This is a genomic window from Pseudoalteromonas sp. ABE4_541, assembly GCF_056312285.1.
The window spans coordinates 127,858-146,264 of the sequence record NZ_JBSVEM010000005.1 but is presented as its reverse complement, the minus strand read 5'-3'; the positions used below and the strand labels follow the sequence as shown (position 1 = coordinate 146,264).

The following is an 18,407-nucleotide window of genomic DNA, read 5'->3' as shown; positions in this document are numbered from 1 at the left end:
GCCACACAGGCGGCTCAGAAATATGAAATGGTAAGGGTCAAACTCGGTTATAGGTTCACCGCCACACAGGCGGCTCAGAAATCGGCGGCATTCCGGTTACTATGTCTAAATTTTGTTCACCGCCACACAGGCGGCTCAGAAATATAGTTTAGCATAATCCATAGCCGCCTCATCGTTCACCGCCACACAGGCGGCTCAGAAAAATAGCGTGTACAATGTTGTGAGATGATAAATGTTCACCGCCACACAGGCGGCTCAGAAAGTTGGTGTAGATACAGTTAAAAATTTAGACATGTTCACCGCCACACAGGCGGCTCAGAAAGTTGGTGTAGATACAGTTAAAAATTTAGACATGTTCACCGCCACACAGGCGGCTCAGAAAATCATAAGAGTAAAACCATGCTAGTAGATATTGTTCACCGCCACACAGGCGGCTCAGAAATGCAATGAGTGGGCGCAAGGCAGTTACGATTAGTTCACCGCCACACCGGCGGCTCAGAAATAACCATAATGGCGTTCGTAGCGTCTTAGTTTGTTCACCGCCACACAGGCGGCTTAGGTGATGAGTGACCGAAGCGTAGCTTCGCAGCACGAAGAAGTGGGGTCATGGATGACCGATGTAACCATGCTCCATGGACGGATTACAATTACGGCACTAGGAAATCGTTCACCGCCACACAGGCGGCTTAGGTGATGAGTGACCGAAGCGCAGCTTCGCAGCACGAAGAAGTGAGGTCATGGATGACCGATGTAACCAAGCTCCATGGACGGATTACAATTAGAGCGCTAGGAAATCGTTCACCGGCACACAGGCGGCTCAGAAATACACCCGTCATCCTGACGAAGGTCAGGATCTTGTGTCGGTTTGCAGAGGCCCTGAAACAAGTTCAGGGTGACGGTGTTTGGGGTGATTATTGAGTTTATGTTCACCGCCACACAGGCGGCTCAGAAATACACCCGTCATCCTGACGAAGGTCAGGATCCTGTGTTGGTTTTCAGAGACCCTGAAACAAGTTCAGGGTGACGGAGGTCAGGCCTGAGCAACGAAGTGGCAAGCAAGATGCTGCTCGCTATTCAGGAGGTTCAAAGGTTGGTATCGGTTCGAATACAAATCACGAGTCTTAAAATGCTGATAAATGGTAGAACTATCAATCCGAAGACAAAGGTTATGACTGCAAATAGCAGTGACATACAAGTTGCTAAAACCGGGGCGCCCAGCAATGCAACAAGCCAATCATGGGTTAGTAGCAAATAGACAAATATACCTGCAAGAAAGAAAGTATACAGGTTGTCAAAATTCAACAGTTGCTCAACACAACTTAGCCAAGTTTCAAGTGGCCTAGTTTGAATTGTGTGAAGCATTCTAGTAATCATCGTAATACCTTAAAGTGGAGTGAGAGGTTTATTTACTATCAAGAGTGTAGAACCGTTTTAATCGTTACTCGAATGAGACAGCTAAATCTTATTTGCAGTGAGGGCTGTCAAAAGCTAATGGCATGCACTCAAACTCACAACTTATTGCGTTAGCGCAATAAAAGCAGAATAACTCATCTAGTTTGGCTTGTATTTGGTCGCTTCGCGTTTTAGTCTGATGGTTAACTATATGTAAATAAAAGGTACAGAGGCGAGCATGGATGACTTAAGCCCCACCGATTTAAAGACCATTTTGCACTCTAAACGCGCCAATATGTATTACTTGGAATATTGCCGAGTGATGCAAAAAGATGGCCGCGTGCTGTATCTCACTGAAGCAAAAAGCGAAAACCAGTACTTTAATATTCCAATCGCAAATACCACGGTTTTACTGCTCGGCAATGGCACGTCTATTACGCAGGCAGCTATGCGCATGTTGGCACATGCGGGCGTATTGGTTGGCTTTTGTGGCGGTGGTGGTACACCCTTGCATATGGCTTGCGAAGTAGAGTGGTTTACGCCGCAAAGTGAATATCGCCCCACTGAGTATTTACACGGCTGGCTAAAGTTTTGGTTTGATGACAAAAAGCGGTTAAACGCTGCCAAAGCATTTCAAAATGCGCGCATTACATACCTTGAACAAGTTTGGAAAAAAGATCGCGAGCTAAAAACGGAAGGGTTCGATTTTTATAATGACACCATACAAAGTGCTCTAACGACTTTTCATAAACGCACGGAAGAAGCGAGCAAGCCTGCCGACATACTGCTCACCGAAGCGCAGTTAACTAAGGTGCTATACAAATATGCGGCAAATAATACTGGCATTAAAGATTTCACACGCCAGCATCAAAGCACTGACGTTGCCAACGACTTTTTAAATCATGGTAATTATCTAGCTTATGGCCTAGCTGCTAGTTGTTTGTGGGTATTGGGCATTCCACACGGTTTTGCTGTGATGCATGGTAAAACTCGACGCGGTGCTTTGGTTTTCGACGTGGCTGACTTAATTAAAGATGCGCTGGTGCTGCCTTGGGCATTTGTATGTGCCAAAGAAAATGCCACCGAACAGGAATTCCGACAACAAGTACTACAAGCATTTACCGATCACAAAGCACTCGATTACATGTTCGATACGGTAAAACAAATTGCACTGCAAACATACTCAAGTGAGCAGATTGGGGCAAACAACCTATGATGGTGACGTTTGTCTCTCAATGTGAAAAAAACGCCCTTAAAAAAACGCGTCGAGTATTGGACGCCTTTGCCAATCGTATTGGCGATAACACATGGCAAACACTGATCACAGAAGACGGCTTGCTTACAGTTAAAAAAATGCTGCGTAAAACAGCTAGCCGCAGCACTGCGGTGAGTTGCCATTGGATACGCTCACGCTCTAGAAGCCAGTTATTGTGGGTAGTGGGCAATCGCAGTAAGTTTAATCTTGAGGGCGTAGTGCCTGTTAATAGAACCAAGCGCGACCTACTCAAAAGTGAAATTGAAAGCGATTGGCATTATTTACCATTAATAAAAGCGTTAGCTGGGGTTGCTGCGTTACTTCATGATTGGGGCAAAGCCACGGAACTGTTTCAGAGTAAATTACAGCCCAATAGCTCAATGCAGTTTAAAGGTGATCCAATACGCCATGAGTGGGTCTCGTTGCTGTTATTACATGCTGTTGTTGACTTAAGTAGCACAACCTCTGATCAGGCTTGGTTACAGGCTTTGAGTAAAGGTGATATTGATGAAGAAAAGCTCAAAGAGCATATAAAATGCGGCACAACTAAACCGATGGCGGCGCTGCCACCAATTGCTAAATTAGTTGCTTGGTTAGTGGTATCTCACCATCGTTTACCATTGCCTGATGGCGATGCTTGCAACGCGTACTCTGCTGAAAGTGCTCATTCACTGGATGACATGCTCGCCAAAATAACCGCTACGTGGGGTTATGAAAATCGACGAGATAAAAAAGCTTTTGAACAGCGGCTACATCAATGTTTTGAATTTAAAAATGGTTTGCTCAGTAACTCAAAACCTTGGCTAAGCCAAATTAAACGCTGGGCTTCACGCTTGCTTGAAGTGCAAGAGCTTGGGATAAAAACAATTGAAAACAATAGCTATCGCTTGGTACTTAATTACGCGCGATTGTGTTTAATGTTGGGGGATCATCATTATTCCTCTTTGCAAGCTGACTCAAAATGGCAAAACACGACAGGTTTATTCGCCAACACCGATAGGGCGACACAACAACTCAAACAGAAGCTAGATGAGCATTTGGTGGGAGTTACTCGCTACGCTACGCTAGCTGCTCACCTACTGCCAGCCTTTGAAACACAGCTACCCGTTGCAAGCGATTTAGAAAGTTTACGTAAACCCAGTCCAAATGCGTTCAAGTGGCAAGACAATGCGGTGAATAAAATTACCCAATGGCGGGCAGGCTTATCTGAGCCGAACGAGAAACAATTTGGCTTTTTTGCAGTGAATATGGCAAGTACTGGGTGTGGTAAAACCTTTGCCAATGCCAAAGTAATGAGAGCCCTGTCGGAAGATAGCAAAAGTTTACGCTACGTTTTGGGGTTGGGTTTGCGAACATTAACATTACAAACAGGCGATGAGTATACACAGCGAGTTGGGCTAGATAGCTCCCAGTTAGCCGTGGTGATTGGCTCTAAAGCAGTGATGGAATTACATCAAAAAAGTATTGCTGCACAACAGATAGACCAACATGAAAGCACGGGGTCAGAATCGTCAAAACCTTTGTTTGATGATGACATTGACTTTGACTGCGCAATTCCACAAGACAATCTGTCCACCATATTAAACAGTGAACGTGACAAAAAGTTTTTATACGCCCCTGTGTTGGCTTGTACCATAGACCATATTATCGCCGCCATCGAAACCAAACGAGGTGGCCGCTATATTTTGCCTACGTTGCGCTTGATGTCATCTGACTTAGTGATAGATGAAGTGGATGATTTCACAGATGATGCCTTAATCGCCATTGGTAGATTGATTCACCTAGCGGGTATGTTAGGTCGCAAAGTAATGATCTCCTCGGCAACTATTCCTCCGTCATTGGCTGAAGGATATTTTAAAGCTTATCGAGACGGTTGGCGGCTGTTTTGTGCAACCCGTGATGCAAACGAGCAAATAGGCTGTGCTTGGATCGATGAGTTTAGTACGCAGGTTGTGACCAATACTGGGGAGTTGCTTAAAACCGCAATCCCACAATATAGAGAGGCACACACTGCTTTTATTCAAAAGCGCATCGCCAAGTTACAGCAGCAACCCGTGCTTAGAAAAGCACAGATCAGTGATTGTGGCGATATTATTGAAAAATACCAAAATGATAGCCAGGGGAGTCAGGAGGTAATTGAAAGTAAACAAGCGGCTTATTTTGATGTTATCGCCCAGAGCATATTGGCTAAGCATCAACAGCATCATTTTGTTGATCCACAAACAAAAATGGCGGTGTCGTTTGGCGTGGTGCGTGTTGCAAACATCAAGCCTTGCGTGGCCTTGACTAAATGCTTGCTAGAGTTTGAATGGCCACAGAACACCCAAGTGCGGGTGATGGCCTATCATAGTCAGCAAACCTTGTTGCTTAGATCAGAGCAAGAGCGGCATTTAGACGAAGTGTTAAAGCGCAAGGAAAAGCCCTCAGAGCAGCCAAAAGCACTACAGCAGAAAGAGATAAGAGAACACTTGGCTAATATATCAAGTGAGTACTCGCAAACTGAACACGTACTGTTTGTGCTTGTAGCCACACCTGTAGAAGAAGTTGGCCGTGATCATGACTTTGACTGGGCTGTGGTAGAGCCATCTTCTTATCGCTCAATCATTCAGCTTGCTGGGCGTGTGCGTAGACACCGTACAACACCAGCAGAAACGCCTAATATTGCGTTATTGCAATATAATTTTAAAGCAATTAAAAATGCCCACATTGAAGGTTACAAACCTTTCAAAAACCCAGGTTTTGAAAATTACCGCCCACTAAAAAGCGCCGATTTAACGCAGTTGATAGATATTGACCAAGCCTACCAGCGTTTAGATTCCACGCCGCGAATACGTTTACCTGAACATATTAATGCAGGATATGTGCAGCAGCTTAGGCAAGCACAGACGCTTGCTGAATTAGAACATGCCGCTATTTTGCACACTTTGGCTTATTACACTGCGGATAAAAATAAAGGTGCGCAAACAGCGCCAAATACTATGCAAGGCTGGTTAAATCATCATTGGTTTTTAACTGCTTTGCCACAAACCTTGGCGCCATTTAGAAAACGTGAGCCTACTTTAGAGGTGTTTTTAACCTTTGATAACTATGAACAGCAAAGCCGCTTTTGTGAAAAAGACGAACAAGGTTATGCCATAGATAGAGAAAACATTCTCAATATTAAGCGTGTAGCACTAAGTAGACACGCACAGAAGCGACTGTGGTTAGTTAGAGATTTTGACCAAAGCTGCGCAGCACTAGCCGAGCAGTCAATGTATGAGCAAGCATCGTTAAGCCAGCGTGTTATTTCGCTTAAATATGGTGGTATTAGCTTTCGCTTTTATGAGAACAAGCACTATGAATATAACGACCAGCTAGGGTTGGTGGAAGTGTGATGGGAAGGCCAGAGCCGCTGCTCTGGCCTAAAAGCCGTGAACTACAAGTAACCCAAGATAGAGGCTTCTTAACTTACTAAAAAAGCCGCTCGATATATTTTTGGACTATGTTAAATCAAAAACTTTAGGAGGGAACGATGATAGATAAAGCAGTTGACGCTTTTTTTGAAGAAAGAAAAGCGGCGTGGTTGAAAAAAAATATCAAGGCGTCAATGTCAGATGACGAAATACAACAAACACATATGGAATGTGAGGCGGTATTCAGCTTGCAAAACTGGCTACCTAATGCCGCCAAAAGAGCGGGGCAGATCTCAATTTCAACCCACCCTTGTACCTTTAGCCACCCCAGTGCGCGCAAAAATAAAAATGGTTATGTCAGTTCAATCATTGCCAAAAGCCCACAAAGCAATGATGGTTTTTTGCGCTCAGGCAATGTCGATGTGGTGGCAGATGCGCTGGGCAATGCCGCAGCGCTAGATGTATATAAGTTTTTAACGCTGCTGATGGACGATGGGCAAACCTTGCTACAGCACCTTGAACAGGATACCGACCTAGCGAAACGGCTAATTAAGACGACCCCTGCTGGTGTTGAATCAGATTATGCAGTGCTAAAAGAGGGGTTTCTTGCCATGACCGCGCCAAGCAAGGAGGTGGTGACCAGCTCAAAAATAAAGCAGGTTTACTTTCCACTCTCATCTGTTGGTGGTGAAAATGTAAGTTATCACCAACTATCACTACTAACAGGTTCTGGTTTAGTATTTGAGATGAGAAAACGCCTAGATACGATGCGCTTTGGTGATGAAATTAAGCTCGCCAGAGAGCAACGTAAAGCAAATTTAGAACACTCAAGTCATCAAGAAATCAGCAACTTAACCACCATTGGCTATGGTGGCACTAAACCGCAAAATATCAGTGTGCTGAACAACCAAAATGGCGGCAAGGCGCATTTGCTTTTAAGTATGCCGCCCAAATTACAGCGCAGAGATATTCATTTTCCGACCAGCGACTTTTTTGCCCAATCGGTGCGTTATAACGATTGCCGTGCAGAGTTTGAGGCGCTCGATACTTTGTATCGTTTACCTAATGAGCATTACAACAACATGCATACGCGTGCGCAGCGTGATGCACATTATCAAGATGTAATTGATTACGTTATTGAGAAAATGTACCTCGTACGTGAGGTGGCTGGGCAGCAATATGTCGCCACGAGTAATCGTTTGCCAAAAGCTCAACTCGTTTGGCTGCATCCGCAATATGAAGCTGAGCGCTTTGCTACCGATAGTTGGCTAGATGAAGTGTGTGACTCAGTCGTGAGTTTTCTTTTTCATGGCTATGAAAAGGTTATTGGTAAACAAAAAGCCATTTTATTTAGTCATGCGGAGCACCAGCATATGAAAAAAGTGGTGTTGGATAACAAGGAGTTTTTACGATGATAGGTGAAGTTAAAAAGTTACTGGTCATTCCGCACATTCAGGTACATAACGCCAATGCGTTATCTAGTCCATTTACCATCGGCTTTCCGGCGATGACGGCATGGCTCGGCGCAGTGCATGCTTTGCAACGCAAGCTTAATGACCAGAATATCCCTGTGTTATTTAACGCAGTTGGCGTCATAAGCCACAATATTGAGCTGCAAACCTATAAGGGCGATGGTGATTATGTGCACTCTATTATTGGCACAGCTAACCCATTGGATAAAACAGGCGCACGTTCTGCTTTTATTGAAGAAGCGCGCTGTCACCTTGATGTGAGCCTAGTCATAGAGTTTGACAACGTCACGGTAGAGGATCGCGAGCCGTTACTTGAACAAGTAAGCCATCTACTTTATGGAAAAATGAAAATGGCTGGTGGAGACATTCAATGCTTCAAGCCACCATTGTGTATTAATGCAACGCAAGGTAATGACGAAGAGCTGAAACAAGTTCAGCGACTATTGATGCCTGGTTATGCGTTACTTGAGCGCCGCGACTTAATGATTAGTGCCATGGAACAAGAGCAAGACGCACTACAAGCGTTAATTGAACATGTCGCTATTCACCATAGTTGTGAGGTTAACGAGAAAGGGCATGTGAGCTGGTCAACGCATCGTAAAAAAATTAATGGTAGATCGGCAGGCTGGATAGTGCCCATTGCAACTGGGTTTTATGGTATCAGCGAATTGGCCCAAGCGAAGAACCAACGAGACCCCGACACTCCACATCGTTTTGCTGAAAGTTTAGTGACTCTAGGGGAATTTAAAATGCCCCACCGCATTAGTGACGTTGAGGATATGCTGTGGCGTTATCACACCCAAGATGATTATTACCTTTGTCAGCAAAGCAAGTTTGCTATGCCTGAGCCCTACGACTCAACAAATGAATTCGACTAATTTTGTGTATTTTAATCATTAAAGAAAAGGACAATTACCATGGCTAAAAAAGAAAATACCGCGTCAGTATTGGCGTTTGAGAAAAAGTTAGTAACCAGTGACGGCCACATGTATGGCACTACTTGGGATATGCGAAAAACCCAAGCGCAACCTTTAAAATTAATTTCAAAATCAGTGAGAGGTACTATCTCCAATCGTTTAAAAGCAGCAATAAAGGGAGATCCGGCAAAGCTCAACGCCGAGGTTGAAAAAGCCAACTTACAGAGTGTAGATGCATGTGCACTCACCCCTGAACAAGACACGCTTAATCTGCAATTTACCATCAAAGTACTCGGTGGGATCACAGCCCCTTCCGCGTGTAACAACACTTTGTTTGAACAAAGCTATCGAAACGCAGCTAAAACCTACATTGAAACTCACCGTTTTACAGAGTTGGCGCGTCGTTACGCAATTAACATCGCCAATGCGCGTTTTTTATGGCGAAACCGGGTAGGCGCTGAGCAAATAGAAGTTGTCGTAAAAGCTAAAAACAGTCAGTTTGAACAAACATGGACATTTGATGCCACTCAGTACAGCACTAAACACTTTGATCACAACGACGACAACATTGAAGCACTGGCAAAGTGCATAGCCAGTGCTTTAGCCAGTGATGATGACTTTGTGTTACTCGACATTAACTGTTATGCACAAGTAGGCAGAGCGCAGGAAGTTTACCCAAGTGAAGAGTTGGTGCTAGACAAAGGTAAAGGCAATAAAAGTAAAGTGCTTTACCATGTTCAAGATGTGGCAGCGATGCATTCACAAAAGCTAGGGAATGCGATTCGTACGATTGACACTTGGTATCCAGAATATGCCGATCCACAAGCCAGTGCGGGCCCAATTGCCATTGAACCGTATGGTGCAGTGACCAATCGAGGTAAAGCATTTAGGACGCCTTCGGAAAAACAAGACTTTTACACCTTCTTTGATGTTTGGGCGCGAGGCGAGCAATTAGCGGCAATAGAGCATGAACATTATGTGATGGCAACCTTGGTACGAGGAGGTGTTTTTGGTGAAAGCGACAAGTAAGGTGCGTATATGAACTACTACCTAGACATTACTTTGCTACCCGACGCGGAGGCTAATTTGGGCTTTTTATGGCACAAGGTATATCAGCAAATTCATTTATTGTTGGTAGAGCATAAAGTTAGTGAGCAAGACTCGGCTATTGCGGTGTCGTTTCCAAAGTATGGTGACAAGCAGTTTCCACTGGGCAATAAACTGAGATTGCTGGCCAAAAGCGAAGAACAATTGGTCAACTTAAAAGTTACACAATGGCTATCGCGTTTGTCTGATTACGTGCATATCAAAGCGATAAAGCCAGTACCAAGTGGCGTGAGCGAATACGTCTACTTTAAGCGCTGGCGGTTTAAGTCACCGGGTAAAATGCGTGCAGAAGTGGAAAGCCGCGCACAGGTGATTGCAGACAAAAATGACTTTGATCAAAACGAAGTGAAAAGGCGCCTACTGCAATCGATAGAGGGTTATGAAAATCAATCTAAATTGCCATTTATTAACTTGCGCAGTTTATCAACCGATAGCCGATTGAGCCCCGCCGAGCGAAGGAAGTTTTTGTTATTTATCGAATGCCAAAAAGTGACAAAGCCCAGTGATAACAAAACGGTGTTTACTTGTTATGGACTGAGTCGCCGAGCTGCGGAACAGCAAGTGGCGGTACCATGGTTTGAAGGATGATCTTAAACCAAAAAAACCTTATATTTTTGCTCTTTAAAAAATGGAAATTAAATCAATGGGTTGCAATAAGCTGTTTTTAACAAGGTAAAAAGGGTCTTTTTTATTCAACAGCTTGTTGTAACTTATTTTTGTATTAGAATTTTATTGTTCACCGCCGCACAGGCGGCTCAGAAATCTTGCAGATGAGTCGAAATCGTTTTGCGCATGTTCACCGCCGCACAGGCGGCTCAGAAAGTTCCGAAAGGAAAGGAATTGTGGTGGATTGAGTTCACCGCCGCACAGGCGGCTCAGAAAGCGATATACGCGATTTGGTTTCTAATCATTATGTTCACCGCCGCACAGGCGGCTCAGAAAAGTTTATAGATTATTGATAAGCCATCATATTCGTTCACCGCCGCACAGGCGGCTCAGAAAGACGGGTGGCACGGATAAACGCACGCTAGAGTGTTCACCGCCGCACAGGCGGCTCAGAAATTTAATCAAAAAAGTTTCGCCTTGCTCGTTAGGTTCACCGCCGCACAGGCGGCTCAGAAAATTTGTTAGGTTGGGGAGTTAATTATGATTCAGTTCACCGCCGCACAGGCGGCTCAGAAAATCAATATACTCATAACATGCTGATGCAATGCGTTCACCGCCGCACAGGCGGCTCAGAAAAGAAGTAAGTGAAATGGGGCTTGATATTGAGGGTTCACCGCCGCACAGGCGGCTCAGAAATTTTGAAAAAATACACTGTTCTAAAAGCAGGAGTTCACCGCCGCACAGGCGGCTCAGAAAAAGGAGTTCGGCGAGTGATTCAAGCTGTTCTGGTTCACCGCCGCACAGGCGGCTCAGAAAATTGGGTAGCCGCGTGATGCGCCCTGATTATGGTTCACCGCCGCACAGGCGGCTCAGAAATATCAGGAACCCAAATTGTTCGTTTAGACAAAGTTCACCGCCGCACAGGCGGCTCAGAAAGAATGCCGCCGAGGGTTTCACCATCACCAATGGTTCACCGCCGCACAGGCGGCTCAGAAACAAGACTGGCAAAACGAACAGGGTAATCGTGTGTTCACCGCCGCACAGGCGGCTCAGAAAACTTTGCAGTTACCCAGTTCCGCACCAACTGGGTTCACCGCCGCACAGGCGGCTCAGAAAAATGACCCTGGCTTGGACGGTATGGCTAAGGTGTTCACCGCCGCACAGGCGGCTCAGAAATATCTGAGGACCGTGGAATAGTTGAATCTTATGTTCACCGCCGCACAGGCGGCTCAGAAACATAATTGAATCACGGCATTATGTTGAGAAAGGTTCACCGCCGCACAGGCGGCTCAGAAAATCAGCCCCATCGGAACCATCAGCACCATCGGGTTCACCGCCGCACAGGCGGCTCAGAAATGACGCGGACCGTCGCGAAACAGTGCTATCAAGTTCACCGCCGCACAGGCGGCTCAGAAATCTTCCCAACCCTCGTGTTTCATCATTCTAAAGTTCACCGCCGCACAGGCGGCTCAGAAAGTATCGCAGCACGTAACTTTGCAAAGCGCTTTGTTCACCGCCGCACAGGCGGCTCAGAAATGCTGCTTTGTCGAGCTTTTGTAAAAGCCCAGGTTCACCGCCGCACAGGCGGCTCAGAAAAACAACAGTTGACTGCATTGGGTTATATCCCAAGTTCACCGCCGCACAGGCGGCTCAGAAATACATTGGAACACTCGGGTATGCAACGAAGCTGTTCACCGCCGCACAGGCGGCTCAGAAATCTAGCTGTTTTGCTTGCTCAAACATCATTTCGTTCACCGCCGCACAGGCGGCTCAGAAACATGGTGTTCGCAGAGTTCCTGTTAGCAAAAAGTTCACCGCCGCACAGGCGGCTCAGAAATCGCTGCAAGCGCATTGATCATACTTTGCGCTGTTCACCGCCGCACAGGCGGCTCAGAAATATCAACGCTTTTTTGGTGCTTTCCTAAGTGTGTTCACCGCCGCACAGGCGGCTCAGAAATTTCAAAGAAGCGACGTTTTCGACTTTCTTCCGTTCACCGCCGCACAGGCGGCTCAGAAATCTGGCCAATTCCCCTAATGTGACGCCTTCGGGTTCACCGCCGCACAGGCGGCTCAGAAATATAGGGTTTGCGGCCATCGCCGCGTTTAGTAGTTCACCGCCGCACAGGCGGCTCAGAAACGATAGAGAAAGAGAGTTGTTTGCTAGTGTATAGTTCACCGCCGCACAGGCGGCTCAGAAAAGTAACTATGCCGAGCGGTGGGGCCATACCTAGTTCACCGCCGCACAGGCGGCTCAGAAAATACTGCTGCAAACCAGCGTTTCTTTTTGCCCGTTCACCGCCGCACAGGCGGCTCAGAAAATTTCAGTGCCGTACTTGAGCATGGCTGCTTCGTTCACCGCCGCACAGGCGGCTCAGAAATCCATCAATCGCGCCGCCCTCCACTGCCAGCCGTTCACCGCCGCACAGGCGGCTCAGAAATGACGCGGACCGTCGCGAAACAGTGCTATCAAGTTCACCGCCGCACAGGCGGCTCAGAAAAGCGATGGCTCGAAACCTGAAAACAGGGAGATGTTCACCGCCGCACAGGCGGCTCAGAAAATAATTCGGTTTATGTTACGGGCCTATCACAAGTTCACCGCCGCACAGGCGGCTCAGAAAATGAATCATGATTAGCTCCCCAGTCTCACAAAGTTCACCGCCGCACAGGCGGCTCAGAAAGCACATTGAATCAACCACGATGCTTTTGTGATGTTCACCGCCGCACAGGCGGCTCAGAAATCTATAATGGTTCTTGGGATCATCAAGCTTTTGTTCACCGCCGCACAGGCGGCTCAGAAAAATGAAGGGGGGCTTGTTTGATATACCTCAGAGTTCACCGCCGCACAGGCGGCTCAGAAATGGTCGACCTCGCGCCTCTCCTAAGTCATTTGGTTCACCGCCGCACAGGCGGCTCAGAAATAACCATGAAAGCCCATCTTCAATATAACCAAGTTCACCGCCGCACAGGCGGCTCAGAAAGCCACCCAATACTAGTAACCAAGGCAAGTACGGTTCACCGCCGCACAGGCGGCTCAGAAAGTTTAAAAAGTTGAGACAGAAATACAATACGCGTTCACCGCCGCACAGGCGGCTCAGAAAATTACGATAGGGCGTCATGTCAATTTCGCGACGTTCACCGCCGCACAGGCGGCTCAGAAACGATTCGGTGACAAGGCTTGTGTTGCGGTTTTGTTCACCGCCGCACAGGCGGCTCAGAAATTAACGGGATTGATAGCTTGTGTTAGCTTCTCGTTCACCGCCGCACAGGCGGCTCAGAAAAGCCAGTAATTTAGCCTGAATGATATATTTTTGTTCACCGCCGCACAGGCGGCTCAGAAAGTACGCCTTTGAGTCATCGCGGTTAGTATCGCGTTCACCGCCGCACAGGCGGCTCAGAAAATCGAACGGTCAAATTCCTTAAATGAAGGAAAGTTCACCGCCACACAGGCGGCTCAGAAATAAACCCGCCATCCTGACGAAGCTCAGGATCTTGTGCAGGCTTGCATAGACCCTGAAACAAGTTCAGGGTGACGGAGTGGGGTTTAGGTGACGGAGTGGAGTTCAGATAGCGATGTTTTGTGTACACGCAGGCGGACTGGCACACTATGATATCCAAAGTCACCGTCTAAAAGGCGGTGATAAGCACTCACCTAACCGTCAACCCCCTTTACACTTTTACTACCCTCTAAGTTTAAGTGGTGAGTTACACCGCATTGTTTTACAAAATAGTCATCGTGGCTGACGAGCAAAAAGCTGCCTTTGTAGTGGCTTAGTGTGGATGCCAGTAAAATTTTTGACTCAAAGTCTAAATGATTATCGGGTTCGTCGAGCAGCAATAGTGGCGTTGGTTGCTGGTGGGCGGCACAAAGCAAAGTGAGCTTTATTTTTTCGCCACCACTGAGGTTTTGAGCGGGGTGCGTTGCATTGCTATGTTTGATGCCAATACCGGCTAACAAGGTAAATATGTCGCTTTGACTTAAGTGTGGGCAGTATCTTTGTAAGTGCTCAGCGCTGCTTTGTGTATCAATTATTTGATTAAAGTGTTGATTTAGGTAGCTCAATGGCGTGTTGATAGCAAATGAACCCGAGAGTGCTTTTTGGGTGCCTAATAGGGTATTTAACAAGGTAGATTTACCGCTGCCGTTTAATCCCTGAATAAGCCACTTTTGCCTATGCTCTACTTTAAAGCTGAGTGCGCTGTGAGTGCCATAAGCAAGTATGAGTTGTTGTACATTCAGTAGCGTTTTTTTGGATACATCGGTTGGGTATTGATTGATGTGTAATGCTTGATTTGAATGCGCTTGTTGTTTTTTCTTCAGTGCTAAGTGCTTTTGACTGAGTTGCGCTTCTCTGAGCTGCTGGCTTTTATTTTTGCTTGCCATATTGGCACTGGCATTGTCTTTTAATTTGTTGAGTAGAATTTTCGGCTGGCTGCCTGTTTTTTGTAGCTTTTCGCCTTGTTTGGCTCTTTGTTGGGCTTTTTCTTTGTTTTCTTGCGCTTGTTTTTTTAGTTGCGCTTGTTGGCGTTTTACTTCGTTGAGGTGCTTACTAACGGCCTGCTGTTCAAGCTGACTTTGTACCAAGTAATGGTCTATGTTACCGCCATATTGTTTAAGACCAAGGTCACTGAGTTGCCAAATTTGCTCTACGTTTTTAAGTAGAGAGTGGTCGTGGCTGATCACTAGTATATTGCCATGAAACTGTTCGATTTGTTGACTCAGCCAAGTGCGGCCTGCGGCGTCTAAGTGGTTACTCGGTTCATCTAAAATTAATAATTTAGCTTGGCTGTTGAAGGCGTGCCAAAGCCTAAGCCGCGCAAGTTGCCCGCCACTGAGTTGTTGGCATGCTTGGCCAGAGTCTCCTTTTAAGCCAAGCGTTTCTAGTTGGGCGCTAAGTTGCGCTGGCAAGTGCCATTGCTCTGCCACGGTGTCAAATAGCTCAAGTTCACAATGTCCTTGCTCAATGGCTTGAATTGCCTTGAACACTTTGCTGTAACCAAGATATTCGGCAATGGTTGTGTCGTTTGCTATGTCATGGTGTTGTGTATACACACAAACGGATACGGTTAAGTCAACATGGCCCGCGCTGGGGGGGCGCCTTTTAGCCAATAGCTGCGCTAAGATGGACTTGCCGGCGCCGTTTTTACCAACAAGGCCGGTGCGTTTGTGAGTTAATGCGCAGTTTAATTGGCTGAATAGTGTGTCGCCATTGTCGAAAGTAAACCCTAAATTATGGGCGCGTAATATGGGCATGGAGGCCTCCTATTAAAAAAACAGGGGCGAAGCCGTGGGCAAAGGTACAATTGCTACTTGGTATGATGCAAAAACGAGTTTGCATACAAAATTGATTTGAGGTTTAAACGCAAAGCCACGCTCGCTAACCCTGTAGATCCAAAAAAAATAAGTGAAGAATGGATAACAGGTATTAGTTGTTCATGATGGCTTTGACTCCGAAAAAGGGAATGCGCTTAGACTAAGAGATCAGAGATGCAAAGTAAAGCCCTTGAGTGCTTAGGGCGCTCAAGGGCGCTTGCTTATGGGTTCTGTTTTACACTGTTTTTGACGTTGTTGGTGCGAACGTGACCAGAGCTATCACTTACAATTTCAAGACTGAGTGCACCATCTACGTTAATGTCGCCTGAGTTGTCTTTGATCTCAACGTGCGCAGCACTATTGTTAATCCAAAGGTCGCCACTGCCATCATCAATGCTGACGTTACCTCTAGCATTGTTGACTCGTAATGTACCTGAATCGTCACGAATTGTGATGTTGTTGCCGCCATTCACCGACAAATTACCTGAGCCATCGGTGATCGTTATGTCACCTTTGCTATCACTGACGAATAAGTCACCTGAGTCATCGCGAATTGTGATATTTTGTCCGCCTTTAATTTCGATACCGCCAGAGCCGTCAACGATGTTGATGTCGCCTTCGATACCCATAATATTAATATCGCCTGAGTCATCGCGCAGTGAGAGTGTTTTACCGCCGTTGATGTCTATGCCGCCTGAACCATCTGTAATTTCGAGTGTTCCGCGAATATTTTTTACAGTGATATTACCTGAGTTGTCGTCAAGCTCGAGATTGTTCCCGCCATCAATATATAGGTCACCAGAACCATCTTGAATACGAAGGTCATTAGTTAAACCTGAAATTTTTAATCCCCCAGATGAATCTCTAAGTGAAAGCGCCAATTCTGCCGGCATGGTCAGTGTCATATCAATACGAGGGCTTTCTTTGCCGAAGTTAAATGCAAAACCTGAAGCGCGATCAACCAATGCAACAAGTTTGGCGTTATCACCATTGCGCTCTAAGGTAAATTCGAATTCACCGGGTTCATTGGTATAAATATCAGCTTGGGCGGTTATTTGTTTAATACCAGCTTTACCAACGATCTCTAACTCTCCACTGTCTGTGTGTGCAATTAACGACTGTAATTCGCTGCTATCTAGTTGTAGTTGTTTTTGAACGTGTTCTTTTGCATTGGCTGATGCACCATTCACATGAACAATGCAGCCGCTTAGTATCAATGCACTAAGCAAAGGGGTGAACGCTTTAAACATGAGTGTCCTTCTTATTTTATGTTAATTGACTCTGTTATGCTAATCGTAAGCAATTGCAATGCCAATAATTTAGTTCTTGTTTTTAAAGGTTTTTTTGTTTTTCTGCTGAGTGTATTATTCAGCGTTTTTGTGAGTATTGCAATGAATTGGTCAATTTGACTAGATTTGTATCGTATATGAGCAGTGGCGCTTAAAAGGTGGCGAATGCCACCTTTATAACTTGTTTAGTAGGCGGTAAAGTAGCCTACATTGACATCACCTTCGTGATAAAGATAACTGGTTTGGTTGTAATGAATATCTATCACAACCGTTGCATAATCGGTACGGAACCAGCGCGAATCAGGATCTTTTGGTATTGAGTAGAAACACTCTGCTTTACCATACAAGAATACTTCTTCACTTGGCTGAACAAAGTAGTAAACAGGTTGCTCTTCACATCCTTGTAGTTCATAACCTGAATATGCTAATTGTGCTTTTACCACTTGATACTTTCGGCCAAATTCTAATACTTCTTGCGTATTATAGTAACCAGACGATAAGTCGATATTGGTCGCGAAAGATGAAAAGCTTGTAGATGAAATTAGACCAAAAAGCGTGGATAAAAGTAATTTTTTCACAGAGAGATTCCTTCTAAAAATTTAAGTTTGCCTTAATGGCAGGTGTATCCTAGCCGTAAAAATTAATAGTACAAGTTAAACTTCGGTGACATTTTAGCTACGAATTTGTTTAAATAAAATTGATTTAAATCAATGGCTAACGTGTTATTTTTGTGTGTCGTTTAATCCATACAGCTGTAAATTTTTGGTAATTTTGTCGAAGTAAAAATTATGCATGTAGGCATTGCTGTTTTTAAATATGAGAACTATTCTTACTGGTTTTTTATTCTGACTAAAAAACTATTTTTGTATTATTTTTGCTCTGATTGTTGCTCAAATATAAGCAGTTAAAAAGTGCTACTTTTAGCTGGTGAACTTGAATGATAAATTGGCTTGCTGAAGTTTTCTCAATGATTGTGCCTGTTGAGTGATATATTGGTCTTTAATTCTGATGTAAAGCGTTTAATGTGAGGAGGGTGTTAATTTGATAGACGAGCACCTTTGGCAAATTTATTGCCAAGCCTACTTTCAGCCTTGTGCTTTTAACAATGACTCAAAATCCACTTTTATTCGCGATGAAAAACTACGTAACAGTGCGATCATCAGCCTTTGGAATCCGCGTGGCGCAAAATTTACAGGCAAAAAAAATCGGCAATTGTCGCGACTGGCGATGGAGAGGCTAAAAAGCCAAGGTAAAGCTTACGCCTTGCTATGGGGGGGTGATAGGAAAATGGCTTATAAAGAGCTCAGTGTGCTGTTACCCTGTACTTGTGCACAAGCCATGTTCTACGCAAATAGATATCAGCAACTGGCTTTTTATTATATCGACAGCGCACTAAGACTTTGGTTAGTTGATAGTTGTGGCACTCGAAAACGCCAACTCGTTCATTACTACGCGAGGACCCGATTTTTATTTTCAGGTTTACCTGTGCGCAACGCGGCGCTTGCAAAGTAAACGGATAAAATAGCATTCACTAAGCGTGAACACCTTGTATAGCCGCACTGAAAGGTATCCAAAATAACCGAATAGCTGCTGCAAAAGCACACAGTAACGAGCAACACGCCCTAACTCTTCCAACGCCTCTTACTTTGGCTAACATCAATTGTTT

The 18,407-nt window shown here is 45.3% G+C and carries 10 protein-coding genes and 2 CRISPR repeat arrays (1 of these 12 running past the window's edge); of the genes, 7 read left to right on the top strand and 3 right to left on the bottom strand.

Annotated elements, in window-relative coordinates:
- A CRISPR array of direct repeats spans positions 1-562; the repeat unit is 28 nt; unit sequence GTTCACCGCCACACAGGCGGCTCAGAAA; it reaches 1,450 nt to the left of the window's first position.
- 1,068 nt (positions 563-1,630) lie between these two features.
- The 6 genes from cas1f (at position 1,631) to cas6f (ending at position 10,123) form a co-directional block, all read left to right on the top strand.
- The gene (gene cas1f, locus ACW689_RS06930) at positions 1,631-2,608 is read left to right on the top strand and encodes a type I-F CRISPR-associated endonuclease Cas1f (protein ID WP_476289687.1); all 978 of its coding nucleotides are present in this window, start codon (positions 1,631-1,633) and stop codon (positions 2,606-2,608) included.
- Positions 2,605-6,021, top strand: a complete 3,417-nt coding sequence (cas3f, locus tag ACW689_RS06925) for a type I-F CRISPR-associated helicase Cas3f (RefSeq protein WP_476289685.1) — start codon at positions 2,605-2,607, stop codon at positions 6,019-6,021. The genes cas1f and cas3f overlap by 4 nt, the downstream gene beginning before the upstream one ends.
- Before the next feature lie 137 nt (positions 6,022-6,158).
- Positions 6,159-7,454, top strand: a complete 1,296-nt coding sequence (csy1, locus tag ACW689_RS06920) for a type I-F CRISPR-associated protein Csy1 (RefSeq protein ID WP_476289683.1) — start codon at positions 6,159-6,161, stop codon at positions 7,452-7,454.
- Positions 7,451-8,389, top strand: coding sequence for a type I-F CRISPR-associated protein Csy2 (gene csy2 / locus ACW689_RS06915; protein WP_476289681.1), 939 nt, complete (start codon positions 7,451-7,453; stop codon positions 8,387-8,389). The genes csy1 and csy2 overlap by 4 nt, the downstream gene beginning before the upstream one ends.
- A 39-nt stretch (positions 8,390-8,428) precedes the next feature.
- On the top strand, positions 8,429-9,457 hold the full coding sequence (gene csy3, locus ACW689_RS06910; RefSeq protein ID WP_476289679.1) for a type I-F CRISPR-associated protein Csy3: 1,029 nt from the start codon (positions 8,429-8,431) through the stop codon (positions 9,455-9,457).
- A gap of 9 nt (positions 9,458-9,466) precedes the next feature.
- The gene (gene cas6f / locus ACW689_RS06905) at positions 9,467-10,123 is read left to right on the top strand and encodes a type I-F CRISPR-associated endoribonuclease Cas6/Csy4 (RefSeq protein ID WP_476289677.1); all 657 of its coding nucleotides are present in this window, start codon (positions 9,467-9,469) and stop codon (positions 10,121-10,123) included.
- 146 nt (positions 10,124-10,269) lie between these two features.
- Positions 10,270-13,599: a CRISPR direct-repeat array (repeat unit 28 nt; unit sequence GTTCACCGCCGCACAGGCGGCTCAGAAA).
- Between the two features lie 191 nt (positions 13,600-13,790).
- On the opposite strand, the gene ACW689_RS06900 is transcribed toward cas6f, so the two are convergent.
- The 3 genes from ACW689_RS06900 to ACW689_RS06890 all read right to left on the bottom strand — a co-directional run bounded on the left by ACW689_RS06900 (position 13,791) and on the right by ACW689_RS06890 (position 17,319).
- Complete coding sequence (locus ACW689_RS06900) at positions 13,791-15,392, bottom strand: ATP-binding cassette domain-containing protein (protein WP_476289675.1); 1,602 nt, start codon at positions 15,390-15,392, stop codon at positions 13,791-13,793.
- A gap of 281 nt (positions 15,393-15,673) precedes the next feature.
- Positions 15,674-16,702, bottom strand: coding sequence for a DUF4097 family beta strand repeat-containing protein (locus ACW689_RS06895; RefSeq protein ID WP_476289673.1), 1,029 nt, complete (start codon positions 16,700-16,702; stop codon positions 15,674-15,676).
- Positions 16,703-16,926: 224 nt separating this feature from the next.
- Positions 16,927-17,319 (bottom strand): hypothetical protein, encoded by a 393-nt coding sequence (locus ACW689_RS06890; RefSeq protein ID WP_476289671.1) that lies wholly within the window; start codon positions 17,317-17,319, stop codon positions 16,927-16,929.
- 463 nt (positions 17,320-17,782) lie between these two features.
- Here ACW689_RS06890 and ACW689_RS06885 point away from each other — a divergent pair, with 463 nt between their 5' ends.
- A complete protein-coding gene (locus tag ACW689_RS06885) occupies positions 17,783-18,253 on the top strand; it encodes a DUF3293 domain-containing protein (RefSeq protein ID WP_476289669.1) in 471 nt (156 codons plus the stop codon).
- Positions 18,254-18,407: the final 154 nt, after the last annotated feature.

Excerpts from the sequence above, each read along its gene's own strand:
- cas1f (WP_476289687.1), top strand. The coding sequence starts at position 1,631 with ATGGATGACTTAAGCCCCACCGATTTAAAGACCATTTTGCACTCTAAA.
- csy2 (WP_476289681.1), top strand. The coding sequence starts at position 7,451 with ATGATAGGTGAAGTTAAAAAGTTACTGGTCATTCCGCACATTCAGGTA.
- ACW689_RS06895 (WP_476289673.1), bottom strand. The coding sequence starts at position 16,702 with ATGTTTAAAGCGTTCACCCCTTTGCTTAGTGCATTGATACTAAGCGGC.
- cas6f (WP_476289677.1), top strand. The coding sequence starts at position 9,467 with ATGAACTACTACCTAGACATTACTTTGCTACCCGACGCGGAGGCTAAT.
- ACW689_RS06900 (WP_476289675.1), bottom strand. The coding sequence starts at position 15,392 with ATGCCCATATTACGCGCCCATAATTTAGGGTTTACTTTCGACAATGGC.
- csy1 (WP_476289683.1), top strand. The coding sequence starts at position 6,159 with ATGATAGATAAAGCAGTTGACGCTTTTTTTGAAGAAAGAAAAGCGGCG.
- cas3f (WP_476289685.1), top strand. The coding sequence starts at position 2,605 with ATGATGGTGACGTTTGTCTCTCAATGTGAAAAAAACGCCCTTAAAAAA.
- csy3 (WP_476289679.1), top strand. The coding sequence starts at position 8,429 with ATGGCTAAAAAAGAAAATACCGCGTCAGTATTGGCGTTTGAGAAAAAG.